General features: G+C 66.0%; 24 protein-coding genes and 4 tRNA genes. 11 read left to right on the top strand and 17 right to left on the bottom strand.

Annotated features, from left to right (window positions below):
- Positions 1–253: 253 nt before the first annotated feature.
- Positions 254–2,470, bottom strand: a complete 2,217-nt coding sequence (locus tag FYM52_RS15025) for a hypothetical protein (RefSeq protein WP_154164685.1) — start codon at positions 2,468–2,470, stop codon at positions 254–256.
- Between the two features lie 223 nt (positions 2,471–2,693).
- Here FYM52_RS15025 and FYM52_RS15030 point away from each other — a divergent pair, with 223 nt between their 5' ends.
- Positions 2,694–3,983: an SPOR domain-containing protein gene (locus FYM52_RS15030; protein WP_154164686.1), complete on the top strand. Its 1,290-nt coding sequence runs from the start codon at positions 2,694–2,696 to the stop codon at positions 3,981–3,983.
- Positions 3,984–4,123: 140 nt separating this feature from the next.
- Complete coding sequence (locus FYM52_RS15035) at positions 4,124–4,444, top strand: I78 family peptidase inhibitor (protein ID WP_154164687.1); 321 nt, start codon at positions 4,124–4,126, stop codon at positions 4,442–4,444.
- Positions 4,445–4,584: 140 nt separating this feature from the next.
- Here the strand turns inward: FYM52_RS15035 and hemW are convergent, their stop codons facing one another.
- From hemW to FYM52_RS15055, 4 genes are all read right to left on the bottom strand, one after another.
- Complete coding sequence (gene hemW, locus FYM52_RS15040) at positions 4,585–5,832, bottom strand: radical SAM family heme chaperone HemW (RefSeq protein ID WP_154164688.1); 1,248 nt, start codon at positions 5,830–5,832, stop codon at positions 4,585–4,587.
- A 79-nt stretch (positions 5,833–5,911) separates the two neighbouring features.
- Positions 5,912–6,520, bottom strand: coding sequence for an RdgB/HAM1 family non-canonical purine NTP pyrophosphatase (gene rdgB / locus FYM52_RS15045; protein WP_154164689.1), 609 nt, complete (start codon positions 6,518–6,520; stop codon positions 5,912–5,914).
- A 154-nt stretch (positions 6,521–6,674) separates the two neighbouring features.
- A complete protein-coding gene (locus FYM52_RS15050; RefSeq protein WP_042417277.1) occupies positions 6,675–7,595 on the bottom strand; it encodes a PP2C family serine/threonine-protein phosphatase in 921 nt (306 codons plus the stop codon).
- Positions 7,592–8,605, bottom strand: a complete 1,014-nt coding sequence (locus FYM52_RS15055; protein WP_045266359.1) for a serine/threonine-protein kinase — start codon at positions 8,603–8,605, stop codon at positions 7,592–7,594. The genes FYM52_RS15050 and FYM52_RS15055 overlap by 4 nt, the downstream gene beginning before the upstream one ends.
- A gap of 91 nt (positions 8,606–8,696) precedes the next feature.
- On the opposite strand from FYM52_RS15055, the gene FYM52_RS15060 reads away from it, so the two are divergent.
- From FYM52_RS15060 to FYM52_RS15075, 4 genes are all read left to right on the top strand, one after another.
- Positions 8,697–9,590 carry a YicC/YloC family endoribonuclease gene (locus FYM52_RS15060; RefSeq protein WP_162858929.1) on the top strand — a complete coding sequence of 298 codons (894 nt, stop codon included), beginning with the start codon at positions 8,697–8,699 and terminating at the stop codon, positions 9,588–9,590.
- Between the two features lie 69 nt (positions 9,591–9,659).
- Positions 9,660–10,280, top strand: a complete 621-nt coding sequence (gene gmk / locus FYM52_RS15065; RefSeq protein ID WP_043384086.1) for a guanylate kinase — start codon at positions 9,660–9,662, stop codon at positions 10,278–10,280.
- A gap of 19 nt (positions 10,281–10,299) precedes the next feature.
- The gene (gene rpoZ / locus FYM52_RS15070) at positions 10,300–10,503 is read left to right on the top strand and encodes a DNA-directed RNA polymerase subunit omega (protein ID WP_042417268.1); all 204 of its coding nucleotides are present in this window, start codon (positions 10,300–10,302) and stop codon (positions 10,501–10,503) included.
- A gap of 111 nt (positions 10,504–10,614) precedes the next feature.
- Positions 10,615–12,879 carry a bifunctional (p)ppGpp synthetase/guanosine-3',5'-bis(diphosphate) 3'-pyrophosphohydrolase gene (locus tag FYM52_RS15075; protein WP_154164690.1) on the top strand — a complete coding sequence of 755 codons (2,265 nt, stop codon included), beginning with the start codon at positions 10,615–10,617 and terminating at the stop codon, positions 12,877–12,879.
- Positions 12,880–13,207: 328 nt separating this feature from the next.
- On the opposite strand, the gene greB is transcribed toward FYM52_RS15075, so the two are convergent.
- The 6 genes from greB to serS all read right to left on the bottom strand — a co-directional run bounded on the left by greB (position 13,208) and on the right by serS (position 15,833).
- Positions 13,208–13,771 carry a transcription elongation factor GreB gene (gene greB, locus FYM52_RS15080; RefSeq protein ID WP_042417264.1) on the bottom strand — a complete coding sequence of 188 codons (564 nt, stop codon included), beginning with the start codon at positions 13,769–13,771 and terminating at the stop codon, positions 13,208–13,210.
- Positions 13,772–13,865: 94 nt separating this feature from the next.
- A tRNA-Arg gene (locus FYM52_RS15085) sits at positions 13,866–13,942 on the bottom strand.
- A 136-nt stretch (positions 13,943–14,078) separates the two neighbouring features.
- Positions 14,079–14,155, bottom strand: a tRNA-Arg gene (locus FYM52_RS15090).
- Between the two features lie 131 nt (positions 14,156–14,286).
- Positions 14,287–14,363: transfer RNA gene (locus FYM52_RS15095), tRNA-Arg, on the bottom strand.
- 2 nt (positions 14,364–14,365) lie between these two features.
- Positions 14,366–14,455: transfer RNA gene (locus FYM52_RS15100), tRNA-Ser, on the bottom strand.
- Positions 14,456–14,516: 61 nt separating this feature from the next.
- A complete protein-coding gene (serS, locus tag FYM52_RS15105) occupies positions 14,517–15,833 on the bottom strand; it encodes a serine--tRNA ligase (RefSeq protein ID WP_154164692.1) in 1,317 nt (438 codons plus the stop codon).
- 142 nt (positions 15,834–15,975) lie between these two features.
- Here serS and FYM52_RS15110 point away from each other — a divergent pair, with 142 nt between their 5' ends.
- Entirely contained in the window at positions 15,976–16,644 is a 669-nt protein-coding gene (locus FYM52_RS15110) for an HPP family protein (protein WP_045266355.1), read from the top strand.
- Positions 16,645–16,793: 149 nt separating this feature from the next.
- Here the strand turns inward: FYM52_RS15110 and ispH are convergent, their stop codons facing one another.
- Together ispH and FYM52_RS15120 are read right to left on the bottom strand one after the other, a co-directional pair.
- A complete protein-coding gene (ispH, locus tag FYM52_RS15115; RefSeq protein WP_162524745.1) occupies positions 16,794–17,786 on the bottom strand; it encodes a 4-hydroxy-3-methylbut-2-enyl diphosphate reductase in 993 nt (330 codons plus the stop codon).
- A gap of 1 nt (position 17,787) precedes the next feature.
- On the bottom strand, positions 17,788–18,264 hold the full coding sequence (locus tag FYM52_RS15120) for a peptidylprolyl isomerase (protein ID WP_154164693.1): 477 nt from the start codon (positions 18,262–18,264) through the stop codon (positions 17,788–17,790).
- 91 nt (positions 18,265–18,355) lie between these two features.
- Here FYM52_RS15120 and radC point away from each other — a divergent pair, with 91 nt between their 5' ends.
- Both radC and FYM52_RS15130 read left to right on the top strand, forming a co-directional pair.
- Entirely contained in the window at positions 18,356–19,030 is a 675-nt protein-coding gene (gene radC / locus FYM52_RS15125; protein WP_154164694.1) for a DNA repair protein RadC, read from the top strand.
- A complete protein-coding gene (locus FYM52_RS15130) occupies positions 19,027–19,689 on the top strand; it encodes a Smr/MutS family protein (RefSeq protein ID WP_042417249.1) in 663 nt (220 codons plus the stop codon). The genes radC and FYM52_RS15130 overlap by 4 nt, the downstream gene beginning before the upstream one ends.
- 216 nt (positions 19,690–19,905) lie before the next feature.
- Here the strand turns inward: FYM52_RS15130 and FYM52_RS15135 are convergent, their stop codons facing one another.
- Positions 19,906–20,850 carry a tripartite tricarboxylate transporter substrate binding protein gene (locus FYM52_RS15135; RefSeq protein ID WP_238826237.1) on the bottom strand — a complete coding sequence of 315 codons (945 nt, stop codon included), beginning with the start codon at positions 20,848–20,850 and terminating at the stop codon, positions 19,906–19,908.
- Positions 20,851–21,018: 168 nt separating this feature from the next.
- Positions 21,019–22,041 (bottom strand): aldo/keto reductase, encoded by a 1,023-nt coding sequence (locus tag FYM52_RS15140; RefSeq protein ID WP_154164696.1) that lies wholly within the window; start codon positions 22,039–22,041, stop codon positions 21,019–21,021.
- 282 nt (positions 22,042–22,323) lie between these two features.
- On the opposite strand from FYM52_RS15140, the gene FYM52_RS15145 reads away from it, so the two are divergent.
- The gene (locus tag FYM52_RS15145) at positions 22,324–23,493 is read left to right on the top strand and encodes a GGDEF domain-containing protein (protein WP_154164697.1); all 1,170 of its coding nucleotides are present in this window, start codon (positions 22,324–22,326) and stop codon (positions 23,491–23,493) included.
- A gap of 235 nt (positions 23,494–23,728) precedes the next feature.
- On the opposite strand, the gene FYM52_RS15150 is transcribed toward FYM52_RS15145, so the two are convergent.
- A complete protein-coding gene (locus tag FYM52_RS15150) occupies positions 23,729–24,187 on the bottom strand; it encodes a rhodanese-like domain-containing protein (protein ID WP_154164698.1) in 459 nt (152 codons plus the stop codon).
- 72 nt (positions 24,188–24,259) lie between these two features.
- Here FYM52_RS15150 and ftrA point away from each other — a divergent pair, with 72 nt between their 5' ends.
- The gene (gene ftrA / locus FYM52_RS15155; RefSeq protein ID WP_162858930.1) at positions 24,260–25,291 is read left to right on the top strand and encodes a transcriptional regulator FtrA; all 1,032 of its coding nucleotides are present in this window, start codon (positions 24,260–24,262) and stop codon (positions 25,289–25,291) included.
- A 215-nt stretch (positions 25,292–25,506) separates the two neighbouring features.
- On the opposite strand, the gene FYM52_RS15160 is transcribed toward ftrA, so the two are convergent.
- Positions 25,507–25,761: a hypothetical protein gene (locus tag FYM52_RS15160; RefSeq protein WP_154164700.1), complete on the bottom strand. Its 255-nt coding sequence runs from the start codon at positions 25,759–25,761 to the stop codon at positions 25,507–25,509.
- Between the last annotated feature and the right edge of the window lie 549 nt (positions 25,762–26,310).

Here is a 26,310-nt window from a genome sequence, read left to right on the forward strand (position 1 = left end):
CCCCCCTCTCGCAACCCGCGCTGCGGGCGTTGGCGACATGGCCATGGCAGGCACCTGCCGCGGCGCCCCCAGGCCTTTGGGGACTGCGTGTTCGGGGCGCACCGGGCCGGCAAGATCGACCGCTGCTGAGAACGGCACGGACCGGCCTCCCTAATTTTCAAGCCAAAACGGCCTCTATCCCCTTCCCATCCTGCGCCTGCAGCTATGAAAAAAGCCAGCAGGCTGCTGGCTTGTGGGGGCTAGGGTGCCCCGCTCAAGGCGCAGGCGAAGGAGCGGGTGCAGGCGCGGCCGGTGGCGGCGGTGCTACCTCGGCCATCACCGCGTTGTACTGCCAGGGCTGGGGCAGCACGCGGTCCAGCCAGCCGCAGCGCCAGGCCAGCGCGGCCAGCATCAGCACAGCCACCACGCCCCAGACCCAGCGGGCGGTGTGCTTGTCGGCAAACGGGTCGTGGGTGATGCGCTTGGCGCTCAGCGGCACCTTGGCCGCCTGCGACAGCGAGTTGCCCAGCTGCAGGTTGATCTTCATGCGGCCATTGATGGCCCAGCCGCTGGCGTCCAGGATGGGGCCCAGGCTGCGCTCACGCAGCTTCAGCCAAGCAATCAGCATGCTGGGCCCGGAGATGGCCAGGATGATGCCCAGCAAGGCCACGGGGATCCAGGGCCCCAGCTCCACGAACTTGCCGAAGATGCCGACCAGCACCGTGCTGATGGAGCCCAGCGCCACGCCGATGGCGGCCACCGTGCCCACATCGGTCTTCTTGCCCGCCGCCGCAGCGGGTGCCGGCGCGGCGGCAGCACCCTTGCTCACGTCGACCAGCTTGCTGGCCTGGGCGTCCAGGCTGGCGGTGACCGAGGCGTCCTTGGCGGCCGCACGCTTGGCCACCTGCTCCTCGACCATGCGCACGAACTTCTTGTAGGGCGAGAAGAAGGCCTGGCCGATGCTGGTGGGGTTCTCAATCAGCTTGGTGATGGTGGCATCCCAGTCCTGGCCAGCACGGTCGTAGAAGATGCCGTTGCGCCCGACGAACAGGAAGTCCACATCCCCGGCCGTGAAGGCGGCCACGATGTGGCGCTTCTGGCCGTTGCGCTGGCACTCGCAATACGCCAGGAAGACCTTGGCCATGCCGGCCAGCGTGGCGTGCGCAGCGGGGTTGGCCACATCCACCGTCAGGTCGCAGCTGCGCCCGTCCAGGAACAGGGTGCCGGCCTGGAAGGCCGCGCCCTGGCGGTTGTAGAACTGCGAGAAGGCCACGAAGTTGTTCAACAGCGCTAGCAGGTCGCGCTGGTAGCGGATCAGCTTCTCCAGCGCGATCGCGTGCACGCTGTGCTGCTTTTCGTCCTCATCGTGCTGGATGAAATCCTGCAACTGCTGCTGCATGCCGCTGTCCAGCAGCGCCTGTGCCTCGGCCTGCGCCACCGTGCCCAGCGGGGTCGCGGGGTGGTCCGCCAGCCAGGCCTGGCACGGCGCCAGCTGCGCCTTGAGCTGCGCCCACTGCGCGGCACTCAGGCTGTCCAACGGGCCCAGCAGCGGCTCGACGGCAGTGGTGCGCAGGGTGGCCATCGCCTCGGCCCAGGCGGGGTTGATGCCCTGCGTCAGCGGCAGCTCGCCCCCGGCCACCACGGTGGCCACGGGCAGTGCGGCAATCGCGGCGTCCTCCTGGCTCAGCAACTGCTTGCCCAGGGCGGCGTAGCCCTCGACGGACGGGCTCAGCGGCACCAGGGCGCTGGCGTCGAAAGCCGCCAGGCGCGTGCGCGCAAAAAAGTCCTCGACCTTGGCCTGCACGGCATTCAGCGCCTGCGCGGCGGCCACGGCCTGCTCCTGCGTGGGCAAGGCGCAGGTGTTGGACTGGGCGCGCGCATGCCAGTCGGCAATCGCCTGCACGTCGGTGAAGAAGTTGTCCAGCTGCGCGCGGCCCAGGCCCGGCTGGCCGTCACACCCCTGGGCGCTGCCATAGGCGGCCATGATGCGCTCCACCAGGGCGGCCAGCGCGGGGTGATCGGCCAGGGTCACGGGGTTCAGGATGCCGTCGCCGTTGAAAGGCATGCTGTTGAGCGTCGTCAGCCGCTGCTGTACCTCGGCCAGCGAGACGCTGTCGGTGCCGCTGCGCCCTTGCAGCGCCAGGATGCGCCGGGCTTCATCCAGCAGGGCCCGCGCCTCGTCGGAATCCCCGCGCAGCGACGACAGCTGCAGCACGTCCGACCCGGTGGTCAGCACCTCCGGGTCCTGGACCATGGAGACCGCCCATTCGCAGGCCTGCACCAGTTCCGGCGCGCGGATGCGGCCATCGGCATCCAGGTCGATCATGTCCAGCGTGGCGCTGTCGAATTCAATCCCGCGCGTGGGGCAGGCCAGGGCCACCCACAGCTTCTGATCCAGTTGCCCAATGTTTGCGATATCTGCACCGGTGCGGATGGTGACCTGGTCCACCCCGCCCGCCCGGAAAAACTGCCATTCGTGTTGTTGTTGCATGACCCACTGACTCGGTAGCACGGCGGCCTGCACAGCCGCCACGGTGGGCACAGCCCCCAAGCAGGGGCCGCGCCGCGAAAACAAAGCCGCCAGTGTAAAAGCCTGCGCAAGGGTGTGCGCCCAAAAGGCGCGGCGAGCCACCTGTGCCCGCCGTGTGGGCCGGGTGTGACAAACATTGTTTGACAATTCAGGGCCGCACACCGGCCATGCCACAATCGCCCGCATGCCTGCGACGCCTTCCCGCTCCAACGCCTTCACGCCTGCCCCCTCCTCCGGGGACACGGGCATCATGCCCGACCTGTACCGGCTGAGCGTCGGCCCCATCAACGCAGCGTATTACCAGCGGCACTTCCAGCGCTTCGAGACCCTGGGCAAGGCCGTGCCCACCTGGAACCATGGCGCCGCCTTCTGCACGCTGGCCTGGCTGGTGCTGCGCAAGCTGTGGCGCCCTGCCGCGCTGTACCTGTGCCTGCTGGCCGCGCTGCTGCTGGTGTGGTGGGGCGGCGTGCACGGGCGGCTGCCGCTGCCGCTGGAGCTGGCCCTGTGCCTGCTGGTCGGCATGCTGTTGTGTGTGGTGCCGGGCACCCTGGGCAACGCCTTGTACTACCAGCATGTGCGCCAGCACACGCTGCAGACGCTGACCCGCGCCAGCTCGCTGTCACAGGCACGCGCGCAGCTGGCGGAGCAGGCCGTGACCAAGGACCGCCTGCACACCATCGCCGCCATCCAGGCCCTGCTGCTGGCCGCCCTGACCGGCCTGGTGCTGCACCAGGTCAAGCAAGGTGGACCGAGCGAGGCCCCCGCCCCGTCCGGCCCGCCCGACCTCGTCATTCCCCAGGTGTCCAGCCTGGCACCGACGCAGCCCGTGGCCTTCACGCCCGCGGCCGCCCCTCCCGCCGACACCGCGCCCGCGCTGTCCCTCGTCACACTGGCCCAGGCCGTGCCCGCCACGCCCGAAGCCGCTCCCCAAGTGGCCCTGGTCGCCGAGCCGGCAGCGGCGATTGCGCCAGCCCCTGCAGCGGCACCGGCCGCTGTGCCTGTGCCGGCACCAGCCCTGGCCGCAGTATCGCCCCCCGCAGCGCCGCCAGCCCCGGCCAAGAAGGCCGTGACACCGCCCGCGCCAGCCGCCAAGGCCCCCGCACCGGCCAAGCCCGACAAAGCCGAAAAAACCGACAAGGGCAGCAAGACTGCGAAGGCCGAGAAAGCCGACAAGGCCAGCAAGGGCGCCCCCGAGCCCAAGCCTGCGCCCGCTGCCGCCAACGGGCGCCTGGTGCCCGGCAAGTTCTACCTGAACGCCGGTGTCTACGCCCAGGCCGCGAATGTCGACAAGGCCGTCCAGCAATTGCAGGGCGCCAAGCTGAATGCCCTGCGCCAGACCGTCAGCAGCAGCAAAGGCGATCTCACACGCCTGCGCATCGGCCCGTTCGACACGCGCCAGCAGGCCGAGCAGGCCGCCGCCAAGGCCAAGCAGCTGCGCATCGACGCCAGCGTGTTCCAGCATCCGCGCGGCTAGGCGCGTTTTGCCGTGGCGGGGCCATGGTGGCCAGGCCCGCCACACCGGTTTGCAGGTCGACACAAACCGTCACACATGAAGCGCAAAATGGCCGACGTGGACTGGTATGGTCCCAGCATGTTCAAGAAGGAGCCCGTCCCATGCACGTTGGATTGCACGCACTTGCCATGACCGCGGTGGTCGCCCTGGCCGCTGGCTGTACGCTGACGCCCTACCGCACCGGCGGAACCGGCGCCCAACAGCCCCCCCGCCCTGTGCAAACCTGCAACCCCGACAAGGCGCAATGGGCCGTGGGCAAGACCAACACCGAGCACAACGTGTCCGAGGCCCGCAAAAAGGCCGGCGCCTACATGGTGCGCGTGCTGCGCCCTGGCCAGGCCGTGACCATGGAGTTCAACGCCGAGCGCCTGAACCTGGAAGTAGACGCCACCGGCCGCATCGTCGCGGCACGCTGCGGTTGAGGCTTTTGATAGCAGGTAGCGCAGCAGGCACGCCTGATTTCAGCACCCAACGCCCTGAAAACCAGCAAGCACCTGCGCAAGGTGCTTTCTTTTTGGGAGTTGTGCAGGCCTAAGCCGCGATGACCCCGGCACCCAGTCGCTCAGGCGTCGCCCAGGAACAGCGCCTGCAGATCGCTGAGGAAATCAAAGCCGCGCTCCGTCGGGGTCACGCGCCCGTGCTGGCGCAGCACCAGGCCCTTGCGCTCGGCCTCGTCCAGGGCCGCGCTGATGGTGCTGATGGGCAGGCCGGTGCGGTCCAGGTAGTCCTGGATGGCAAAGCCGCCGCGCAGGCGCAGCGCGTTCAACATGTACTCGAACGGCAGGTCCTTGCGGCGCACATCCTCGTCGCTGGCCAGGGCGCGCCCGGCCAGGGCGGCATCCATGTAGCGCTGCGGATCGCGCAGCTTCACCTGGCGCACCACTCGGTGCGCAAAGCTGAGCTTGCCGTGCGCGCCCGCGCCAATGCCCAGGTAGTCGCCGAACTGCCAGTAGTTGGTGTTGTGAAAACACTGGTGGCCTTCGCGCGCATAGGCCGAGATCTCGTAGCGCTGCATGCCCGCCGCGCCGGTCATGGCGGTGATGCGATCCAGCATGTCGTAGGCCGTGTCCTCCTCGGGCACCACGGGCGGGAACTTGGCGAAGTAGGTGTTGGGCTCGATGGTCAAGTGGTAGATGGAGATGTGCGGGGGGTGGAAGCCCAGCGCCGTCTCCAGGTCGCGCACCAGGTCGGCCTCGGTCTGCCCCGGCAGGGCGTACATGATGTCGAGGTTGAAGGTCTCGAAAGCCTCGGCCGCCTCCTGCACCGCCGCACGCGCCTGGGCGCCGTCGTGCACCCGGCCCAGGGCCTGCAGGAAGCGGTCGTCAAAGCTTTGCACGCCGATCGACAGGCGCGTCACCCCGGCATGGCGGTAGGCGCGAAAGCGCTCCTTCTCGAAGGTGCCGGGGTTGGCCTCCATGGTGATTTCGCAGTCCGGCTCCATTCGCAGGCGCGCGCGCAGGCCGCTGATCAGGCGGTCGATGCTGTCCGGGCTGAACAGGCTGGGCGTGCCGCCCCCGATGAACACGCTGTGCACGGTGCGCCCCCAGATCAGGGGCAGGCTGGCCTCCAGATCGGCCATCAGGGCGTCGATGTAGCGCTGCTCCGGCACACCACCGTCGGCCTGGCTGCGCTGCTCGTGCGAGTTGAAGTCGCAGTACGGGCACTTCTTCAAACACCAGGGCAGGTGGATGTACAGCGACAGCGGCGGCAGCGCCGGCAGGCCCAGCGTGCCGGCGCGCATGTAGTGCTGCACGTCCTTGGGCGGCTGGCCCAGGGTCGCGGTCTCTGCCGGATTAATAGGAATATTCATCGCATTCAAACGTCAATCGGTACTCAGGCTGTGCGGCAGGCCACCCGCGGCGGCGGCACAGCCTCCACCCGCCTCTGCCTCAGGCCGTGGCCAGCCACGTGGTGCGCAGCAACTCCATCATGGCGCGCGTGCTGCGGCCGCGGTGGCTGTGGTCGTTCTTGAACTCGGGCGCCATCTCGGCAAAGGTCTTGCCGATCTCGGGAATGATCAGCACCGGGTCGAAGCCGAAGCCGCTGCTGCCGCGGCGCTCGGTGGCGATCTCCACGTGCACGCGGCCCACGGCGATCAGCGGTTCGGGGTCCTTGGGGTGGCGCACGCCCACCAGGGTGCTCACCATGGCGGCCTGGCGGTTGGCGTGCGGCGCCAGGTTTTCCAGCAGGCAGGTGACGTTGTTGGCGTCGCTTTTCTCGTAGCCGTAGTGCGTGCAGTAGTAGGCCGTGTCCACGCCGGGCTGGCCGTCGAAGGCGTCCACGCACAGGCCAGCATCGTCGGCAATCGCCGGCAGGCCGGTGCGCTCGGCAGCAAAGCGCGCCTTGCTCAGGGCGTTTTCCACAAAGGTGCCAAAGGGCTCGGGGGCTTCGCCCTCAAACAGATCGCCCTGGCAGATCAGCTCCACGCCCAGCGGGGCGAACATGGACTGCAATTCGGCCAGCTTGCCGCGGTTGTTGGAGGCGAGAACAATTTTCATGGGTCAAATCAGGCACTCACGCAGACATGGCAAGCGCTCATAGCTATCTATTTTGATGTTGAGAACAAGGCCGGTGCGTCCGCTTGGTGCCAGCCAGCGCCCAGTGTGCGACAAACTGCAAGCCCATGTGGGCCACTGGAGTGGTCAGGCCGGCTCAGGACTTGCGCGCGGCCGAGCGGCGGATAGCGGCGTTGATCTCGGCGATGTTACGCTCAATCTCGTCCTCGTCCAGGGGATCGTCCAGCGTGTCCAGCTCGTGCGAGGACTGGATGGTGGAGGCGAACCACTGCGTGGTCGTGGCGGTATCGGTCTCCACCCCGTGCTGGCTGTGCACGTCCTCGGGCACTTCCCACTCCATGGCCAGGGCCGTGACGTTGTCGCTCTTGTTGCCGGCAATCTGCAAGGCCGAATCCACCAGCGCCGGGATGGCGTGGTCCACCGGCAGGATCGACAGGCCGTGTAGCAGGGCCGGCTCTTTGAGCACGCCCCACAGGCCGTCGGAGCACAGCAGCAGCCGGTCGCCGCTGCGCAGCGGGTGCGGGCCGCTGACATCGAAGATGGGCATGCCGGAGGCCCCCAGGCAGGTGAACAGCACGTTGCGATTCAGCAGCCGGTGCGCCAGCAGCAGCGGCGTGGCCGCGCCGCGCTCCATCTCCAGGTACGAGTGGTCGCGCGTGCGCGCCAGCAGCTTGCCATCGCGCACCCAGTACAGGCGTGAGTCACCGCAGTGCAGCCAGGTCGCCTGCCCCCCCTGCACCACCGCTGCCACCACCGTGGTGCGCGGCGAGTCCGCCATCTTCTTGAGCTTGGCATAGCGCTGGATGTGCTGGTGCGCCGTGATGACGGCACGGTTCAGGAAGTCGGTGGGATCGGCCAGCGCCGGCGTGGCCTCGCGCTGGAACTGCGCCGCAATGCTCTGTAGGGCCAGCTGCGCGGCCACCTCGCCCTCGGCATGGCCACCCATGCCGTCGGCCAGCAGGAACAGCGCCGCATCGCGCGTGTAGCAGTAGCCCATGCGGTCTTCGTTGACGGCGCGCCCGCCGCGGCGGCTGAGCTGGAAGACGGAGAATTTCATGGTGCCTTGATGCGGACCGAGGTTTCACCCGGCGACTGCGTCTTGCGCCCCTCGCCGATCAGCGAGTCCAGTTGCAGCCGCACCTTTTCCGACACGCTCAGCGGGGTGTAACGGCGTTCGGTGTCTTGGCTCAGGGCCTTGTGGAATGCAAATACCGACTGCGGCCGGTCCAGCGGGTCCAGGGCCATGGCCCACTGCACCAGCTCCAGCAGGTTGTCGGAGTACACACCGCGCAAGCGCGCCAGGGCCACCAGCAGGCGGTCCTTCTCGCGGCGGCTTGGCACATCGGCCGGCGGCTGGCCGGTCATGCAGGCGAACATGCAGGCGCCGATGGCGTAAATGTCCGTCCACGGGCCCATGCTGCCGTTGCGCCGGTACATCTCGGGGGCCGCGAAGCCGGGGGTGTACATCGGGCGGATGAAGTTGCCCTCTTTGTTCAGTACCTCGCGGGCCGCGCCGAAGTCGATCATCACCGCGCGGTCATCGTCGGTGACAAAGATATTGGCCGGTTTGATGTCCAGGTGCAGCATCTTGTGCTGGTGCACGATGCGCAGACCGCGCAGCACCTCGTCAAACAGCGAGCGGATGGACGATTCGCGCAGCACCTTGGCGTGCTGCTGGGCCCGCGCCGTCACGATGTATTCCTGCAACGAGGCGCCACGCAGGAAGTTCATGACCATGTAGACGGTTTCGTTCTCGCGGAAGAAGTTGAGCACGCTCACCACCGAGGCGTGGGAGATTTGCGTCAGCGCGCGGCCTTCTTCAAAGAAACTTTTCAGGCCCAGCCGGTACAGCGACAGCTTGTCCTGCGCCACCTTGGGCACCAACTCGCCCGGCGCGCGCGTGGCCAAGGCCGCAGGCAAATATTCCTTGATGGCGACGTCCTGCCCCTGCCGGTCCTGCGCCAGATAGACCACCCCGAAGCCCCCCGAGGCCACCTTGCGCACCACGCGGTAGTCGCCAATCACGGTATCGGGTGGCAAGGGCGCTGGCTTGATCCGGGAAGACATTTTGTTCAGGTAAACCTCAAGGTCGGAGCGGAAACCGGATAATCGGGGGATTGCAAGCAACCAAAAGAAACGTCCAATGGCAGTTTACAGCATGACCGGATACGCCAGCGTCCAGCACACGCCGGCGTCCATCGAGGACAACACCTCTGCGCCCAATGTGCGTCTGGGGCTTGAAATCCGCGCCGTCAACAGCCGCTTTCTGGATCTGACCTTCCGCCTGCCCGATGAGCTGCGCAGCCAGGAACCCGCCCTGCGCGCCCTGCTGACCCAGCGCCTCAAGCGCGGCAAGGTGGAAGTGCGCGCCGCCATCGATGTGGACACCTCCGCATCGCTGCCCCAGCCCACGCCCGCCCTGCTGCAGCGCATGCAAAGCGTGCAGGACCTGGTGCAGGCCTGGCTGCCCGACGCCAAGGGCCTGTCCGTGGCCGATGCGCTGCGCCTGGCCGGCGGCGGCAACGCCGTCTCCGTGGACTGGCAGGACATCGTGCCGCAGGTGGCCGACAGCGCCGTGCAGGCCCTGATTGAAGCCCGCGCCCGCGAAGGCGAGCGCCTGGCCGAGATGCTGCAGGACCGCGTGCAGCAACTGCGCACGCTGGCCAGCCAGGCCGGCCCCCTGGTGCCGCAGCTGGTCGAGCAGCAGCGCCAGCGTTTCCTGGACCGCTGGCAGGAAGCCATGGGCCTGACCGAAGGCCAGGTGGCCCCCGAAGCCGCACGCGAGCGCGCCCTGTCCGAAGCCACGGCCTTTGCCATCCGCATCGATGTGGCCGAAGAGATCACCCGCCTGGACTCGCACCTGGACGAAGTCGAGCGCCTGCTGAAAAAGGGCGGCGAGATCGGCAAACGCCTGGACTTCCTGATCCAGGAAATGCACCGCGAAGCCAACACCCTGGGCTCCAAGTCGGCCGCCCTGGATCTGACACGCATCAGCGTGGACATGAAGGTGCTGATCGAGCAGATGCGCGAGCAAGTCCAGAACATTGAATAACCACCGTTAAAAACCACAGGGCGCGCAAGCGCCCTTTTTGCAAGGTCGCCACAAGCACCACCGCTGTTTATGGAACACCCCGGAAACCTCTTTGTCGTCGCAGCTCCCAGCGGAGCCGGTAAATCCAGCCTGGTCAAGGCATTGCGCTCGTTTGATGCGCGCGTCTACCCGTCCGTGTCGCACACCACGCGTGCGCCGCGCGGACAGGAAAAACATGGCCGCGAGTACTTCTTCGCCTCCGAGCAGGAGTTCGACGCCATGGTCGCCAACAATGCCTTTGTCGAATGGGCGAACGTGCATGGCAAGCGCTATGGCACCTCGAAAAAAGGCATCCAGGACCGTCTGGCCAATGGCGAGGACGTGCTGCTGGAGATCGACTACCAGGGCGCCCTGCAGGTGCGCGAGTCCTTTCCCCAGGCGGTGCTGATCTTCATCCTGCCCCCCAGCTGGGAAGAGCTCCGCTCGCGCCTGGAAAACCGTGGCGAGGATGCCCCGGAAGTCATCGAGCTGCGCATGAAGAATGCGGAAGAAGAGATGGCCCAGGTCGGAAAATTCGACTTCGTTATAATCAACGAGTTATTCGAGAGCGCGCTCTTTGACCTGAAAGCGATCATTCACGCCCAGCGCCTGAAGTACGCGTCGCAACGCCGCCTGCGCGGCGACGTGTTTGATTCGCTCAACCTATCCTGAATTCCCCCGGAGTACCCTGATGGCACGCATCACCGTTGAAGATTGCCTGGAGCAAATCCCCAACCGCTTCCAGCTTGTGCTGGCCGCAACCTACCGCGCCCGCATGCTGAGCCAAGGCCACACCCCCAAGGTGGAATGCCAGAACAAGCCCGGCGTGACCGCCCTGCGTGAAATCGCAGAAGGCAAGGTTGGCCTGGAAATGCTGAAAAAAGTGCCAGGTTAAGCCTGTTTGCTGTTTTCAAGTCTGTGCAAGTCGGCAGACAATAGAAGCACCGTATCGCGGTGCTTTTTTTTTACTATGTCTATCCCCGCTTTCCCGCGATACATTTAGGGCATGAACGCGGCTTTCAATTCCAAAACAGACGACATCCCCCGAACCTCGCCCGACGTGTCCCTTGATGCACGTTTGGAAGTTGCGGCCCGCGTTTCTGCTGCGCATTTCGAGCGCATGCTGGACTATCTGTCCTATCTGCCACCCGCTGACATCGAACTGGTGCGCCAATCCTGGCGCTACGCCGACAAGGCCCACACCAACCAGTGGCGCAGCAGCGGCGACCCCTACATCACCCACCCGATTGCCGTCGCCACCATCTGCGCGCACTGGAAGCTCGATGCCCCGGCGCTGATGGCCGCGCTGCTGCACGATGCCATGGAAGACTGCGGCATCACCAAGCAGGATCTGGACGAGCGCTTCGGCCCCGTGGTGGCCGATCTGGTGGACGGCCTGACCAAGCTGGACAAGCTGCACTTCAACACGCGCGAAGAGAACCAGGCCGAGTCCTTCCGCAAGATGCTGCTGGCCATGGCCAAGGACGTGCGCGTCATCCTGATCAAGCTGGCCGACCGCACCCACAACATGCGCACCATGGGCGACATGCCGCGCAGTAAGTGGAACCGCATCGCCTCCGAGACCCTGGAGATCTACGCCCCCATCGCCCACCGCCTGGGGTTGAACCAGACCTACCGCGAGCTGCAGGACCTGTCCTTCCGCTACCAACGCCCCTGGCGCTACGAGACCCTGGAAAAGGCTATCACCAAGTCGCGTGCCCGCCGCCACGACCTGGTGCTGCGCGTGCAAAACGAGATTGCCGCCGAGTTCGACCGCGTCAACCTGCCCGCCCGTCTGGCCGGCCGTGAAAGCACGCTGTACTCGCTCTACCAGAAGATGCTGCGCCACCACCTGACCTTTGCGCAGGTGACCGACATCTACGGCTTTCGCATCATCGTGCCCACGGTGACCGACTGCTACACGGCGCTGGGCATCCTGCACCAGATGTACAAGCCCGTGCCCGGCAAGTTCAAGGACCACATTGCGATTGCCAAGGCCAATGGCTACCAGTCGCTGCACACCATGCTGGTCGGCCCCTCGGGCGTGAACATCGAGTTCCAGATCCGCACCGAGCCCATGCACATCGTGGCCGAGGCCGGCATTGCCGCCCACTGGCTGTACAAGTCGCAGGGCAAGCAGGAGGTGCTGAACACCAAGTGGCTGCAGTCGCTGCTGGACATCCAGACCGAGACCAACGACGCCACGGAGTTCTGGGACAACGTCAAGGTGGACCTGTTCCCGGACTCCATCTACGTCTTCACGCCCAAGAGCAAGATCATGGCCATGCCGCGGGGTGCCACGGTGGTGGACTTTGCCTACGCCATCCACAGCAACATCGGCCACCACACCGTCTCCGCCCTGATCAACGGCGAGCCCGCCTCGCTGCGCTCCGAGCTCAAGAGTGGCGACGTGGTGCAGATCATCACCGACGACAACGCCAACCCCAACCCGGCGTGGCTGGGCTTTGTGAAGACCGGCCGCGCCCGCTCCAAGATCCGCAACTACCTCAAGACCGCAGCGCACAGCGAGTCCATGGTGCTGGGCGAGACCCTGCTGGCCCAGGCCCTGCGCGAAGAAGGCATTGCCACCGTGCCCGGTGACGACGAGGCCAACAAGGCCCTGTGGACGGCCGTGCTGCTCAAGGCCAACAGCCCCAGCCGCGAAGACCTGCTCACCGACATCGGCATGGGCCGCCAGGCCGCCGGCTGGGTGGCGCGCCACTTCATGGCCGAGCTGTCCAGCCAGGGCCAGCGCCCCGACGCCCTGCTGCTGACCCAGGAACGCTTCGGCAGCCAGAGCCTGCGCAGCCACAGCACGGTGGCCCTGGACGGCAACAGCAACAGCTCCGTGCGATATGCCAGCTGCTGCCGGCCCGTGCCCGGCGACCCGGTCGTGGCCTATCTGGGCCGTGGCGACGGCCTGCACGTGCACAATGCCCAGTGCGTCAATGCCAAGCGCCTGCAGCACACCGACAGCGAACGCTTCGTGCCCGTGGAATGGGCCGAGGAAAGTCGGCAAAAGCTGTATGACAGCGGCATCCGCGTCACCATCCACAACCAGAAGGGCGTGCTGGCCCGCGTGGCCACCGAACTGAGCAACGCCAACGTCGACATCCGCCGCCTGGAGATGGACGACGAAGCCGCCATGCAGACCACCGAGCTGCGCTTCATCGTCTCCGTGCACGACCAGCAGCAGGTGGAGGCCGCGCTGCGAAGCCTGCGCCGCGTGCCCACCGTGGTGCGCGCCGCCCGCATCCTGCCGCTGGAATAAGCCGCGCGCATGCTGGTCAGCGCATGCGGCCCTTGGGGCCGCATTTTTTATGCGCCTTGATCAAAACAAGAGCTGCCCGCGCAGGTGATGCGGACGTTTCAGATGGTTTTTATCCTGAAATACAACGTAGACGAGCGCAGATAGCTCCTTTTTTCTGAGCTTACCCAATCCGCCAGACCAGACTAGACCAGGCACTGGCACTGCTTCCTGCGCCAAGGCAGCACGCGCCAGCACCGACATGTGCACAGACTCAGGTGCAGGTTCAGGAATAAGCCGCCAAGGGGCCCGTTCTCGCCAAACTGCCGTCTGCAGCGGCGGCATATCCCGCTCAGGCGGCTGGCGGCGGGTACTCCACGTCCAGCACCTCCAGCATGCGCACGCCGGCCGGGGTGGGCAGCGGCACCTCATCGCCGATTTTGGCCTTCAGCAGTGCCCGTGACACCGGTGCAATCCAGCTCACCTGCCCCTGGGCACTGTCGGCCTCATCGATGCCCATGATGGTGATGGTGCGCTCCACGCCTTCGTCATCGGCATAGGTCACGCGCGCGCCGAAGAACACCTGCTCGCTGCCGTGGTGTACCGACGGGTCGACCACCTCGGCCGCTTCCAGCCGCTTGGTCAGAAAGCGGATGCGGCGATCGATCTCGCGCAGGCGCTTCTTGCCGTACAGGTAGTCGCCGTTTTCCGAGCGGTCGCCATTGCTGGCCGCCCAGTGCACGGTCTCCACGATCTTGGGACGCTCGTTGTCGATCAGCTCCAGCAGCTCGGCCTTGAGCGTCTGGTAGCCACGGGGCGTCATGTAGTTCTTGCTGCCCTTGGGAATGGCGGGCAGGCTGGGCAGGTCATCGTCGTCGTCCTGCCCATCGGTTTCCTTGGTGAAAGCCTTGTTCATGGGCCGCATCTTCACACAAAACCCGTGGCGCCCCGGCGGGATGCAGGGCACAAACCAAAAAGTCCTGACACCTTGCGGTATCAGGACTTCCAATTGGTGCGGCTGGCAGGAATCGAACCCACGACCCCTTGGTTCGTAGCCAAGTACTCTATCCAGCTGAGCTACAGCCGCTAAGCCATCGATTATAGGCCTAGCAATTACCCTTAATTCTCAAAACGATGAAAAAATCTTTTCATCCTCCACATCAACCCCGGAGACACCCAGAAAGACAAAAGCCTCAGAGATATGCATCTCTGAGGCTTGAATCTGGTGCGGCTGGCAGGAATCGAACCCACGACCCCTTGGTTCGTAGCCAAGTACTCTATCCAGCTGAGCTACAGCCGCTAAGCCATCAACAACCTAAGTTGCTGACTGCATCCAATTGCTTGGATACAGACCTTGCTGTTGCTCAATCAAAAAACAAGGCTTTCATAAAAAGAGAAAAGCCCTAGAACTTGCGTTCTAGGGCTTCAATCTGGTGCGGCTGGCAGGAATCGAACCCACGACCCCTTGGTTCGTAGCCAAGTACTCTATCCAGCTGAGCTACAGCCGCATTGGCGGAGAGGGTGGGATTCGAACCCACGGTAGCATTGCTGCTACGCCTGATTTCGAGTCAGGTACATTCGACCACTCTGCCACCTCTCCTGCGTGTCGAAGCTGCTATTGTAGCAGCGTTTTTGACCGCTTCCGGCAAACCCGGAGTTTTTTAGGCCTGCAGGCGTTCCAGGCCACCCATGTAGGGGCGCAGCACCTCGGGGATGACCACCGAGCCATCGGCCTGCTGGTAGTTTTCCAGCACGGCAACCAGGCAGCGGCCCACGGCCAGGCCGGAGCCATTGAGCGTGTGCACCAGCTCGTTCTTGCCCTTGGCGTTCTTGAAGCGCGCCTGCATGCGGCGGGCCTGGAAGGCCTCGCAGTTGGAGATCGAGCTGATCTCACGGTACTTGCCCTGGCCGGGCAGCCACACTTCCAGGTCATAGGTCTTGGTGGCGCCAAAACCCATGTCGCCGGTGCACAGGCTCATCACGCGGTACGGCAGGCCCAGCTTCTGCAGGATGGCCTCGGCGTGGCCGGTCATCTCTTCCAGCACTTCGTAGCTCTTTTCGGGGTGCACGATCTGCACCATCTCGACCTTGTCGAACTGGTGCTGGCGGATCATGCCGCGCGTGTCACGGCCGTAGCTGCCGGCTTCCGAGCGGAAGCACGGGGTGTGCGCCGTCAGCTTGATGGGCAGCTCTGCCTCTTGCACGACCACGTCGCGCAGGAAGTTGGTCAGGGGCACTTCCGAGGTGGGGATCAGGTACAGCGCCTGGTTGTCCGGCACGGGCTCACCCTCCTGGCCGCCCTTCTTGGCGGCGAACAGGTCGCCTTCGAACTTGGGCAACTGGCCGGTGCCACGCAGCGAATCGGCGTTCACGGCGTAGGGCACGTAGCACTCGGTGTAGCCGTGCTCGCCGGTCTGCACGTTCAGCATGAACTGCGCCAGCGCGCGGTGCAGGCGGGCAATGCCGCCCTTCATGACGGTGAAGCGCGAGCCCGACAGCTTCACGCCCATGTCGAAGTCCAGGCCCAGCGGCATGCCCACGTCCACGTGGTCCTTGACTTCGAAGTCGAAGACCTTGGGCGTGCCCCAGGTGCGCACGACCACGTTGTCGTCCTCACCGGCACCCACCGGCACGCTCTCGTGCGGCAGGTTGGGCACGGCCTGCAGCATGGTTTCCAGCTCGGTCTTGATCTGTTCCAGGCGCGCGTCGGATTGCTCCAGTTCGGTCTTGGAGGCGGCCACCTGGGCCTTGGCAGCTTCGGCGCCGTCCTTGTCGCCCTTGCCCATCAGCATGCCGATCTGCTTGGACAGCTGGTTGCGCTGGGCCTGCAGCTCCTCCGTGCGGGTTTGCAAGGTCTTGCGCTCGGACTCCAGGGCCTGAAAGGCTTCCACATTCAGGAAGGCTTGCGGCTTCTTACGAGTTTCCAGGCGCGCAATCGCGGAGTCGAGGTCTTTGCGGAGAAGAAGAATGTCTAGCATGGTGGCAATTTTAGTGGTGCGGGCCGGATCGGGACGCCAGCGCCGCAGTGCATCCGCCATTGTGCGGCAGTTGCTGTTCAGTTGCAGGCTGGTGTGCCGATAGAGAGGAAAGGCCCCCGCACACATCCAAGGAGATTGGCAGATGTTTTATGTTTTCGGCATCCACGGCCCCATGTACCAGGGGGGGCCCGATCGCCTCAGCCAGATTGCGGCCGTGCGCGGCGTGCAACGCCCCAGCGGCCTGCGCGCCAGCAGCAGCGGGATCGAGTCGCAGGAAGCCCAGGCGCGCAACCCGGACCTGCTGCACCACCTGACCGCCCGCGCCCAGGGGGCCGTGTCGGCCTACCTGGGGACCGAGCAAGGCCCCAAGGAAGAGCGCAAGCGCCTCTACCTGGTGCGCGACGTGATGACGCGCGGCGCGGTCACCGTGACGCCCGAGCTGACGGTGGAGCAGGCCTGGCAGGTGCTGGCCAGCAAGAAGATTGCCCAGGCCCCGGTGCTGGATGCCCAGCAGCGCGTGGTGGGCCTGCTGCTGCGCGCGGACATGGCACCGCTGGCGCTGCTGCCCGAACCCGGCGCGCTGCGCGATGCGATCGCCCTGGCCAAGCGCCCGGTGACCGAGGCCATGCTGTCGCCCGTGCCCGCCGTGGCCGAGGACACCGACCTGCGCCGCGTAGCCCATGTGCTGCTGGACACCGGCCTGCCCGGCCTGCCCGTGACCGACGACCTGGGCCACCTGAGCGGCTTCATCAGCCGCACCGACATCCTGCGGGCCGTGGCCAGCGATCCCCCGCTGGACCTGTGGGGCTGAGCGCCGCGGGCACGCAGCACACATAAAAAAAAAGAGCGCCTGGCGCTGGTTGTTCGCGGTCTTCAGCATCCAAACAGGCTGAAGTGCTTGCAATACCAGCGCCAGGCGCTCTTTTTATGGAAGAGATCAGCGCGTAAAGCCTCGGCGCCTCAGGCGCCGGTTTCGGGCGTCTTGCGCACCTCGATCTCCAGGCCCGTGGCCGGGTCGATCATCTTCAGGCCCTTGGGCAGCGGGAACTTCATGGTTTCCTCCACGCCGTCCATCTTGCGCACGGAGACCGCGCCCAGCGCCTTGATGCGGGCGATGACGCCGTTGACCAGCACCTCGGGGGCCGAGGCCCCGGCCGTCAGGCCCACGCGGCTGGCCGATTCGAACCACGCCTGCTGCAGCTCGTCCGCGTTGTCCACCATGTAGGCGGGCGTGCCCAGGCGCTGCGCCAGCTCGCGCAGGCGGTTGCTGTTGGAGCTGGTGGGGCTGCCCACCACGATCACCACGTCCACCTGCGGCGCCAGCACCTTGACGGCATCCTGGCGGTTCTGCGTGGCGTAGCAGATGTCCTGCTGCTTGGGCTCGCGCACATGCGGAAAACGCGCCTTGATGGCCGCCTTGATGCCGGCAGCGTCGTCCACGCTCAGCGTGGTTTGCGTCACCACGGCCAGCAGCTCGGTCTGCCTGGGCTGCACCTTGGCCACATCGGCTTCGTCTTCCACCAGGTGGATGCCTTCGGACAATTGGCCCATGGTGCCTTCCACCTCGGGATGGCCCTTGTGGCCGATCATGAGGAACTCATAGCCCTCCTTGGCCAGCTTGGCGACCTCGACGTGCACCTTGGTCACCAGCGGACAGGTGGCGTCGAAGATGCTGAAGCCGCGCGCCTGCGCCTCTTCCTGCACCGCCTTGCTCACACCGTGGGCGCTGAACACCAGGGTGGCGCCCGGGGGCACGTCCGACAGCTCTTCGATGAAGATCGCACCCTTGTCCTTCAGGTCGTTGACCACGAAGGTGTTGTGCACGATCTCGTGGCGCACATAGATCGGGCGGCCGAACTTCTGCAGCGCCCGCTCGACGATCTCGATGGCGCGGTCCACACCGGCGCAAAAGCCCCGGGGTTCGGCCAGCAGGATTTCCTTGGCGTCGACCACCTCAGAGCACCCCGATGATCTGCACTTCGAAGGTCACGGGCTGGCCCGCCAGCGGGTGGCTGAAGTCGAACAGCACGGCACCGTCCTCGCGCACCTGCACCACCGAGCCGGCATAGCTGCCCAGCCCGTCGGGCGTGGGGAACTGCACCACGTCGCCCGCGGCGTACTGTTCGTGCGGATCGCCCAGCTCGTTCAGCAGCTTGCGCGCCACCCACTGCAGCATGTCGGGGTTGCGCTCGCCAAAGGCCACGCCGGCGGGCAGCTCGAACGTGGTGTGCATGCCTTCGGGCAGACCGATCAGCTGCTCCTCGATGGCCGGCGACAGCTCGCCCGTGCCCAGCGACAGCGTGCCGGGCTTTTCCAGGAAGGTGTTGATCACATCACCGGCCGGGCCGGCCAGACGGTAGTGCAACGTCAGGAAGGAGCCCGCTTGTACGGTGGGCACAGAAGTCGTGGTCGAAGGCGCGGAATTGGTCATGGAAGTCCCGATAAACTGGCCGCCATTGTAGAAAACCGGGCATGCCCCTGCGCCCTTGGCGTCTGTTTATCCCACTTTCAGCCCCAGGACCATGGCCTTCAAAGACCTGCCGACCGACACCCTGCCCCGCGAAAAGCTGCTGGCACGGGGCGCCAGCGCCCTGTCCGACGCCGAGCTGCTGGCCATCTTGCTGCGCACCGGCCTGGCCGGCTGCAGCGTGCTACAGATGGCCCAGGGCCTGCTGGACCGCTTCGGCGGGCTGGCCGGGCTGCTCAACACCGGCGACCAGGCGCTGCACAGCGTCAAGGGGCTCGGCCCTGCCAAGCGTGCGGAAATGCTGGCAGTGATGGAATTGGCCAAACGCGCCACGGCCCAGCAACTGCGCGAGCGCGAGGTCTTCGACCACCCCGGGGCCGTGAAGCACTACCTGCAACTGCACCTGGGCCACCGCCCCCACGAGATTTTTGCCGTGCTGTTCCTGGACAGCCAGAACCGATTGATTGCCATGGAAGAAATGTTCCGGGGCACGCTGAGCCAGACCTCGGTCTACCCCCGCGAGGTGGCCTTGCGCGCCCTGCACCACCACGCTGCCAGCGTGATCCTGACGCACAACCACCCCAGCGGCAGCGTGCTGCCCAGCCCGGCCGACCACGCGCTGACCGACACCCTGAAGCAGGCCCTGGGCCTGCTGGACGTGCGCGTGCTGGACCACATTATCGTGGCGCAGGGCGCCAACCACTCCATGGCCGAGGCGGGACAGCTATGAGCCAGGCCTTTCGCCACCACGGCCTGCACGCGCTGGGCGGCATCTCGCGCGAGCTGAAGCTGCAGCGCGAGCGCCAGGAGGCCGCCGAACTGGCGCGCCGCCAGGCCGAAGCCGCCGCCGAGCGCGAGCGCAACCTGTTCACCCACTTCGTGGGCGCCGTCACGCCGCTGCCGCACACCGACCGCTTTGCGTTCGAGCAGGCCCCGCCCACGCCGCGCCGCCTGCAGCATGAGCTGGATGAGGAGCGGGTGCTGCACGAGGCCATGAGCGACGAGTTCGACGTCAGCACCCTGCTGGACGTGGACGATCAGCTCAGCTTTCGCCGCCCCGGCATCGGCCTGGACGTGACACACAAGCTGCGCGCCGGGCACTGGAGCATCCAGCGCCAGTTGGACCTGCACGGCCTGCGCTCCGACGAGGCGCGCGAGGCCCTGGGCCAGTTCATCCGCCTGGCCCACCGCACCGGCCTGCGCTGCGTGCGCGTGGTGCACGGCAAGGGCCTGGGTTCGCCCGGCAAGACGCCGGTGCTCAAGTCCAAGGTCCAGCGTTGGCTGGTGCAGAAAAAGGAAGTGCTGGCCTTTGTGCAGGCCCGCCCGGCCGAGGGCGGTGCCGGCGCCCTGGTGGTGTTGCTGCAGCCGGGCAAGCGCAAGCTGTATTGAGCGCAGCGGACACGCCCCCCACGCCGCCGGATACGCCGCGTTGGCGCGCTGTCACACGGCAGCGTCCCTGGGCACAGCCTGCGGCTGCACGCCCGGGCCTGGTGCCTGCCCAGCGGGGGTTGGGTCATGTCCCCCTGCTCAGCGCCGCCCAACACCCATCTTCCGCCAGCCACGCCAGGGGACAGGCGACCCCGTTTTTCATAGCAAACTGCGCGCTCACTGCTTGGTGATATGGGCCTTTTCGATCACCACGCCCCAACGCTGGATTTCGGACTGCAGCAGCTGCGCCGTCTGTGCGGGCGTGCTGTCCTGGGCCTGCACGTGGAGCGCACGCAGCTTCTGCACCACGTCCGGGTGGCGCACGGCGGCAGCAATCTCCTGGTGCAGGCGCTGGACCACGGCAGGTGGCGTGCGCGACGGCACAGCCAGCGCATTCCAGGAGGCTGCGACAAAGCCCGGCACCCCGGCCTCCTGCGCCGTGGGCACTGCGGGCAGCAGGGCCGAGCGCTGCGCGCCCGCCACCGCCAGCAACTTGACGGCCTGGGACTGGATCTGCCCCGTCAGGGGCGCCAGGATTTCCACCGCCACATCGATCTGCCGGCCGCGCAGCGCCGTCACCACTGCGGGCGTGCCATTGAAGGGCACGATCTGCGCGTCGATGCCGGCCGCCGACTTGAACAGCTCGGCCGCCAGGTGCTGGGTGCTGCCCACATTGATGCTGCCGATGTTGAGCTGCCCCGGGTGCGCCTTGGCATAGGCCACTACCTCGTTCAGGCTCTGGAAACGGGCCCGACCATCGGTGATCACACCGATGTCGAAGTAACCCAGGGTGGAGATGGGCGTCAGGTCCTGCACCAGGTCGAACGGCAGCTGCCGAAACAGGTTCACCGTGACCGCGCTGCCGTTGGACAGCAGAAACAGGGTGTGGCCGTCGGGCGCAGACTTGACCACCGTGTCCGCCGCCACAATGCCTCCGGCGCTGGGCTTGTTCTCGATGATCACCGCCTGCCCCAGCTGGGTGGACAGCTGCTGCGCCACCACGCGCGAGGTCACATCGGCCACGCCCCCTGCGCCAAACGGCACGACGATGCGCAGCGGCTTGCCCGACAGAGGCTGGGCCTGCGGCGCCACGGCGGGCAGCAACGCCAGCACCAGACTCATCCACGCACGCGTCCAGCGTGCCCCCCAGCCCGATGTGCGACGGCCTTGCATGGTGATCTCCTTGGATAGTTATGCAAGCCAGTGTGCCAGCGCCCTGCGCCGCCCTGGTGGCGGTGGACGTGCTAGCAGCTATGCGCCCACGGCATACCTTGGCGGCCCACAGCCCGCTCAGCGGCCGGTCTGCTCGAAGGCATATTTCTCGGTGTCCACCTCGCGCTGGGCCTGTAGGCCATAGCGGTCACCGGCAATCGCCTGGGGCAGGAACAGGGCATCCAGCCCGGCCAGCACCGTGGGGCTGAGTTGAATGCTGCCGCCCCGCACGTCTTCCAGCAGATGGTCCACACGGGTGGTGCCGGGCAGGGCCACCACGTGCTCGCCCTGGTGCAGCACCCAGGCGATGGCCAGTTCGGCCAGGGTGCAGCCCGCCTGGGCGGCCAGCACCTGCATCGGGGCCAGCAGCTGCAGATTGCGCGCATAGGTCTCGGGCGCAAAGCGCGGCATGCTGCTGCGCATGTCGCTGGGCAGCAGCTGCGTCACGTCCTGCAGCTGCCCGGGCAGAAAACCACGCCCCAGGGGGCTGAAGGCCACATAGGCAATGCCCAGCTCGCGGCAGGCGGCCAGGGTGCCCAATTCGGCATTGCGCGTCCACAGCGAATACTCGCTTTGCAAGGCCGCAATCGGGTGCTCGCGGTGGGCGCGGCGCAGGGTGTCCACCCCCACCTCGGACAGGCCCAGGGCCCGCACCTTGCCCTCTTGCACCAGGCGCGCCATCGCCCCCACCGACTCCTCGATCGGCACGCGCGGGTCCCAGCGGTGCAGGTAGTACAGGTCGATCACATCTGTGCCCAGGCGGCGCAGGCTGTCCTCACAGTTTTGGCGCAGCGCCTGGGGGCTGCCATCGATCACGCGGCGCAGCACGCCATCCGCACCGCGCACCCCGGCCATCCCCCCCTTGCTGGCCAACACGATGCGGTCACGGTGGGGCTGCAGGATTGGCCCCACCAGCGATTCGCTGGCCCCGACCCCATACAGGGCCGCCGTGTCAAACAGCGTCACCCCGGCCTCCAGCGCCGCGTGCAGCACGGCCTGTGCCTGCTGGGGCGTGGCCCCGCTGCCGTAGCCATGGCAGAAATTCATGCACCCCAGCCCCACGGCTGAGACGGAAAAAGGACCTATCGAACATGTATGCATGGTGCTGAGCTTACGGCAACCCTTGCACGCTATCGACTTGGTAGCTTGATGCGCTTCCTGCAGGCAGGCTAGAGGCTATTTTGACCTCAAACGATCGCGGCGCTGCCTGGATTCGCTCGCGCGAAGCTGGGGTGCTGCAGCGCTGCGCGTGCTGTCCCGTGCCCTGGGGCATGCACGCAAGCCCGGCACAGGCCCCCAACGGCAACCGGGACATCTGCACCCTGCGACAATCGCGCCGCGCGCGCGCCGCCGGGCCCACCCGCGCTGATACATCTATCGTCCATGGCCCTCGATCCCTTCACCCTGCTCGTCCTCACCTCGGCCATGGCCGCAGCCTCTGCGCTGTACCTGGTCGCCGAATGGCGCAGCGTGCGCGAACGCTCGCTGCTGCTGTGGAGCACGGGCTTCGCCATCATTGCCGTGGGCTGCGTGCTGGCCCTGCTGCGCTCGCGTGGCTATGTGCTGTTCGGCATCTGGTTTCCGAACGGGATGCTGATCGTGGCCCACTGGATGTTCCTGTCCGGTGTCGCCGCATTCACGCGCACCCGGCTGCCGCGCGCCTGGTGGCTGCTGGTCGCCGTCTGGCTGGCCATGCTGGCACTGCCCGGCGGCCCCTGGTGGTCCAAGGCAATGCTGGGCATCCAGTCACTGCTGATCGCCGTCATCAGCTTGCGTGCCGGCCTGCTGCTGCGCCCACAGGACGGTGCCTTGACCTTGAGCGTGGGCGCGGCGCAGCTGCGTTTCGTGCTGCTGGTGCATGGTCTGTTCTACCTTGCCAAGGCCAGCTCGACCCTGGTGCCGGACGCCTTCATCAACCTGGCCAGTTTCCGCGGCACGGTGATCCTGGTCTCGCTGGTCGAAGGCGTGATGGCGATCATGCTGTTGGCCATGTCCATGACCGGCACCGAGCGCCACCGCCGCGAGGAACGCATCGCGCAGATCGCCGCCCGCGACCCGCTGACCGCCCTGGACAACCGCCGTGCACTCTATCTGCGCGCACCGCCGTTACTGCAGCAGGCCTCGCCGGCCAGCCCCGGCGCCCTGCTGCTGATCGACATCGACCACTTCAAGCAGGTCAACGACCTGCACGGCCACGATGCCGGCGACCGCCTGCTGGTGACCTTCGCCGACCTCCTGCGCAGCACCCTGCCCGACGGCGCGCTGGCCGCGCGGCTGGGCGGGGACGAATTCGTGATCCTGCTGACCAACACCTCCAGCGCCGCCGTGCAGGCGCTGTGCGAGACACTGCGCGAGGCGTTCGCGCAGCAAGCGCGCACGCTGTTCGCGACGCCCGAGCCCGTGGCCCTGAGCATTGGTGCCACCATGTTCGACCAGCCCGACACGGAACTGTCGCACTGGCTCAAGCGGGCGGACGACGCCCTCTACGCATCCAAGCGCAAGGGTCGCGACCGGATGGAGCTGGCCCCGTGGTCTCCTGGGCCGCCGCAGTGACACTCGCCGGGTCTTGACCGATAGCGGTCCTGTGGTCCGGACACTGCTCTGCCGTGCCTTCTGGCACGGTGGCCACCACCGCAGTGCAGCCAAGCACACGCCCCCAGTCGCCACTGGTGCTTGCCTGTGGCAAGGACAAGGCTGTTTGGCAGCGCCTATGGCGGATGTTGGCGCCGGCAACACATGGGCTGCAGGCGCCTGCAAGGCACTGGGCATGAGGTCCTGTGGCCAGCGTCTAGGCTCCGTCGCTTCCGTTTTGCACAGGCACACTGCAGGCCTGGTCTACCAGCGCACTGGGCCTGTGCAGCTCAAAGCCCTCATCCAGCCAGCCGGTCACCCCGCCGGCCATCAGTTTCACGGGCCGACCCAGCCTTGCCAGACGCAGCGCCCCGCGTGCTGCGCCATTGCAATGCGGACCGGCGCAGTAGGTCACAAACAGCGTGTCCGCCGGCCAAGCGGTCAGCTTGCTGGCAACGATCTTGCCGTGTGGCAGGTTGATGGCACCTGGCACATGGCCCTGGGCGAACAACTGCGGCGAGCGCACGTCGAGCAGCACGAAATCCGGCCCCTTGGAGAGCCCATCATGCACATCCCAACAATCCGTTTCGAAACGGAATGCAGCGGCAAAATGCGCCTCGGCGTCGGCAGCGGGTGCGGCAGGAATCGCGGTCACATGGGTGCAAGGGGAAGTCATGGCAATTCAGATGGTGTGGTGGGGAATGCCGCTGATCTTGTCGGTGCTTGCTCTGCCTCACAATTGGCACCAATGACATCCATCGAACAAATTACGCCAATCCCTTCCACCACCTCCGGTCCCCTGGTGGTGGCGCCGATCTACGATGGCCTGTGTACCTTTGAGTTCTCCATCGTGGCCGAGATTTTTGGCCTGTCGCGACCGGAAATGGGCCCCCACTGGTACCGCTTTGCCAGTGCCGCGGTGGAACCCGGCTGGCTGCGCGCCCATGGTGGCCTGCGCGTCATGGCCGATGGTCCCGCCGATTTGCTGGAGCAGGCCGATCTGATTGTGGTGGCCGGCTGGAAAGGTGCGCATGTACCGGTCCCCGAGGCACTGGCGCAACGCCTGCGCCAGGCCTGGGAGCGCGGCGCCCGCCTCGCGTCGATCTGCTCCGGGGCCTTCGTGCTGGCTGCCACAGGGCTGCTGGACGGGCGGCGTGCCGCCACGCACTGGCGATACGCTGAGGTGCTTCGCCAGCGGCATCCGGCGATCCAGGTCGATGCCGATGTGCTGTATGCCGAGGAAGACCGCATCCTGACATCCGCTGGCAGCGCTGCCGGCATCGACCTGATGCTGCACCTGGTGCGCAAGGATTTTGGCGTCAAGGCCGCGAACAGCGTGGCCCGGCGCTTGGTGATGCCGCCCCATCGCAGCGGTGGCCAGGCCCAGTTCATCGAGCGGCCAGTGCAGCCGGACCGCCTGCATCGGCTCTCGGACGTACTGGAGCGCATGCGGGCGGAGCTGCACAATGACTGGACGGTGGAGCGCATGGCCCAGAGCGTGCTCATGAGCCCCCGGACCTTTCTGCGTCGCTTCATCGAGGCCACGGGTGTCCCGCCGGGGCAATGGCTGATCGCCGAGCGGGTCGCAGAGGCCCAGCGCCTGCTCGAGAGCAGCGCAATGCCGGTCGAGGACATCGCCGCCCGGGTGGGATTTGGCAGCGTGCAGGTCCTGCGGCATCACTTTCGCGCCAGACTGGGACTGGCGCCAAGGGACTATCGCAGCATGTTCTCCGCCGCCCCCATGCGCTCTGGCAAGGCTGCAGTTCAGCCGAAGACATGATGTTGATGGAGACCGCCCACAAACCATGGTGGGCAGCGGGCGGCCAGCGTCGAAATTGCTGCTGAACGCAGCCAGCGCCGGTTCAGGCTGGACTGGGTGGAGTCCCCAAGCCCTGCGCGTTGATGTCCATCTTGCAGTGGCACACCACCTGCGGGCCGTGCGCCCCCCAAGACCGATCCTCAACCAGTCAGGCGAACAGGCTCAGGGGCAGATAGTCAGCTGCCCACAGCGTCTTTGACGCATTTCTTGGTGAAGCTGGACTTGGCAGCGCCAGCCAGCTTCTTGTCGGCGGCAGTCACCTCACAGGTCGCTTTGGCATCCTTCTCACACTTTTTGAGGAAAGCGGTCTTTGCGGCACCGGCAAGCTTTTTCTCCGTGGCGGCCGCGGAGCAGGACTGATCGGACGAAGCCCAAGTGATGCCAGAGAACAAAGTGGCAAGGGCAAACACAAGGACAGAGGCTTTGCGCATAAGGTGCTCCTGATTCAATGGGGGGATGGCTACAGGATTGGGGCTGCAGCCATTACAGCTTATACGCGGAAGCATGGCGGTGATGTGAAGGCGACAGTTTTTAAAATGCCCAGCGATCGCCAAAGGCTTGCGGTACTGGACTTGGATAGCTAAGGGAGCATCTCTGCCCATCCTTGGCTGCGACAGATAGGTCGATATAACAACATAAACAACAACCAATGCGGCTCTGCAGACACAGGGGTTCAACACACGATGAACGTTATTTGATGGTAGATAGGACTGGGTAGCTGGTAGCTACCGGCCAAGAAGCAGTCGTTGACCTCAAAGCACAGTGAACGCTCAATGCAAAGATGACCTGCACCTTGAACGTCTCCTAGTCGAAAGTTTTGATATGCGGCATTGCGATGCGCTTAGGGCCTTGCGTTCCACTAGAAGAGTGGCTTGCTGATCGAGGGTGTGCAGAATTTTGTGTAAACGGACAATCCACCGCAGGCGCAAGTCTGCATGTCCGTAAGCACAATGACAGCCAAGAAACACGAAGTCCCTGAA

Source organism: Comamonas sp. CAH-2 (assembly GCF_009668305.1).
GTDB classification, from domain to species: domain Bacteria; phylum Pseudomonadota; class Gammaproteobacteria; order Burkholderiales; family Burkholderiaceae_C; genus Comamonas; species Comamonas aquatica.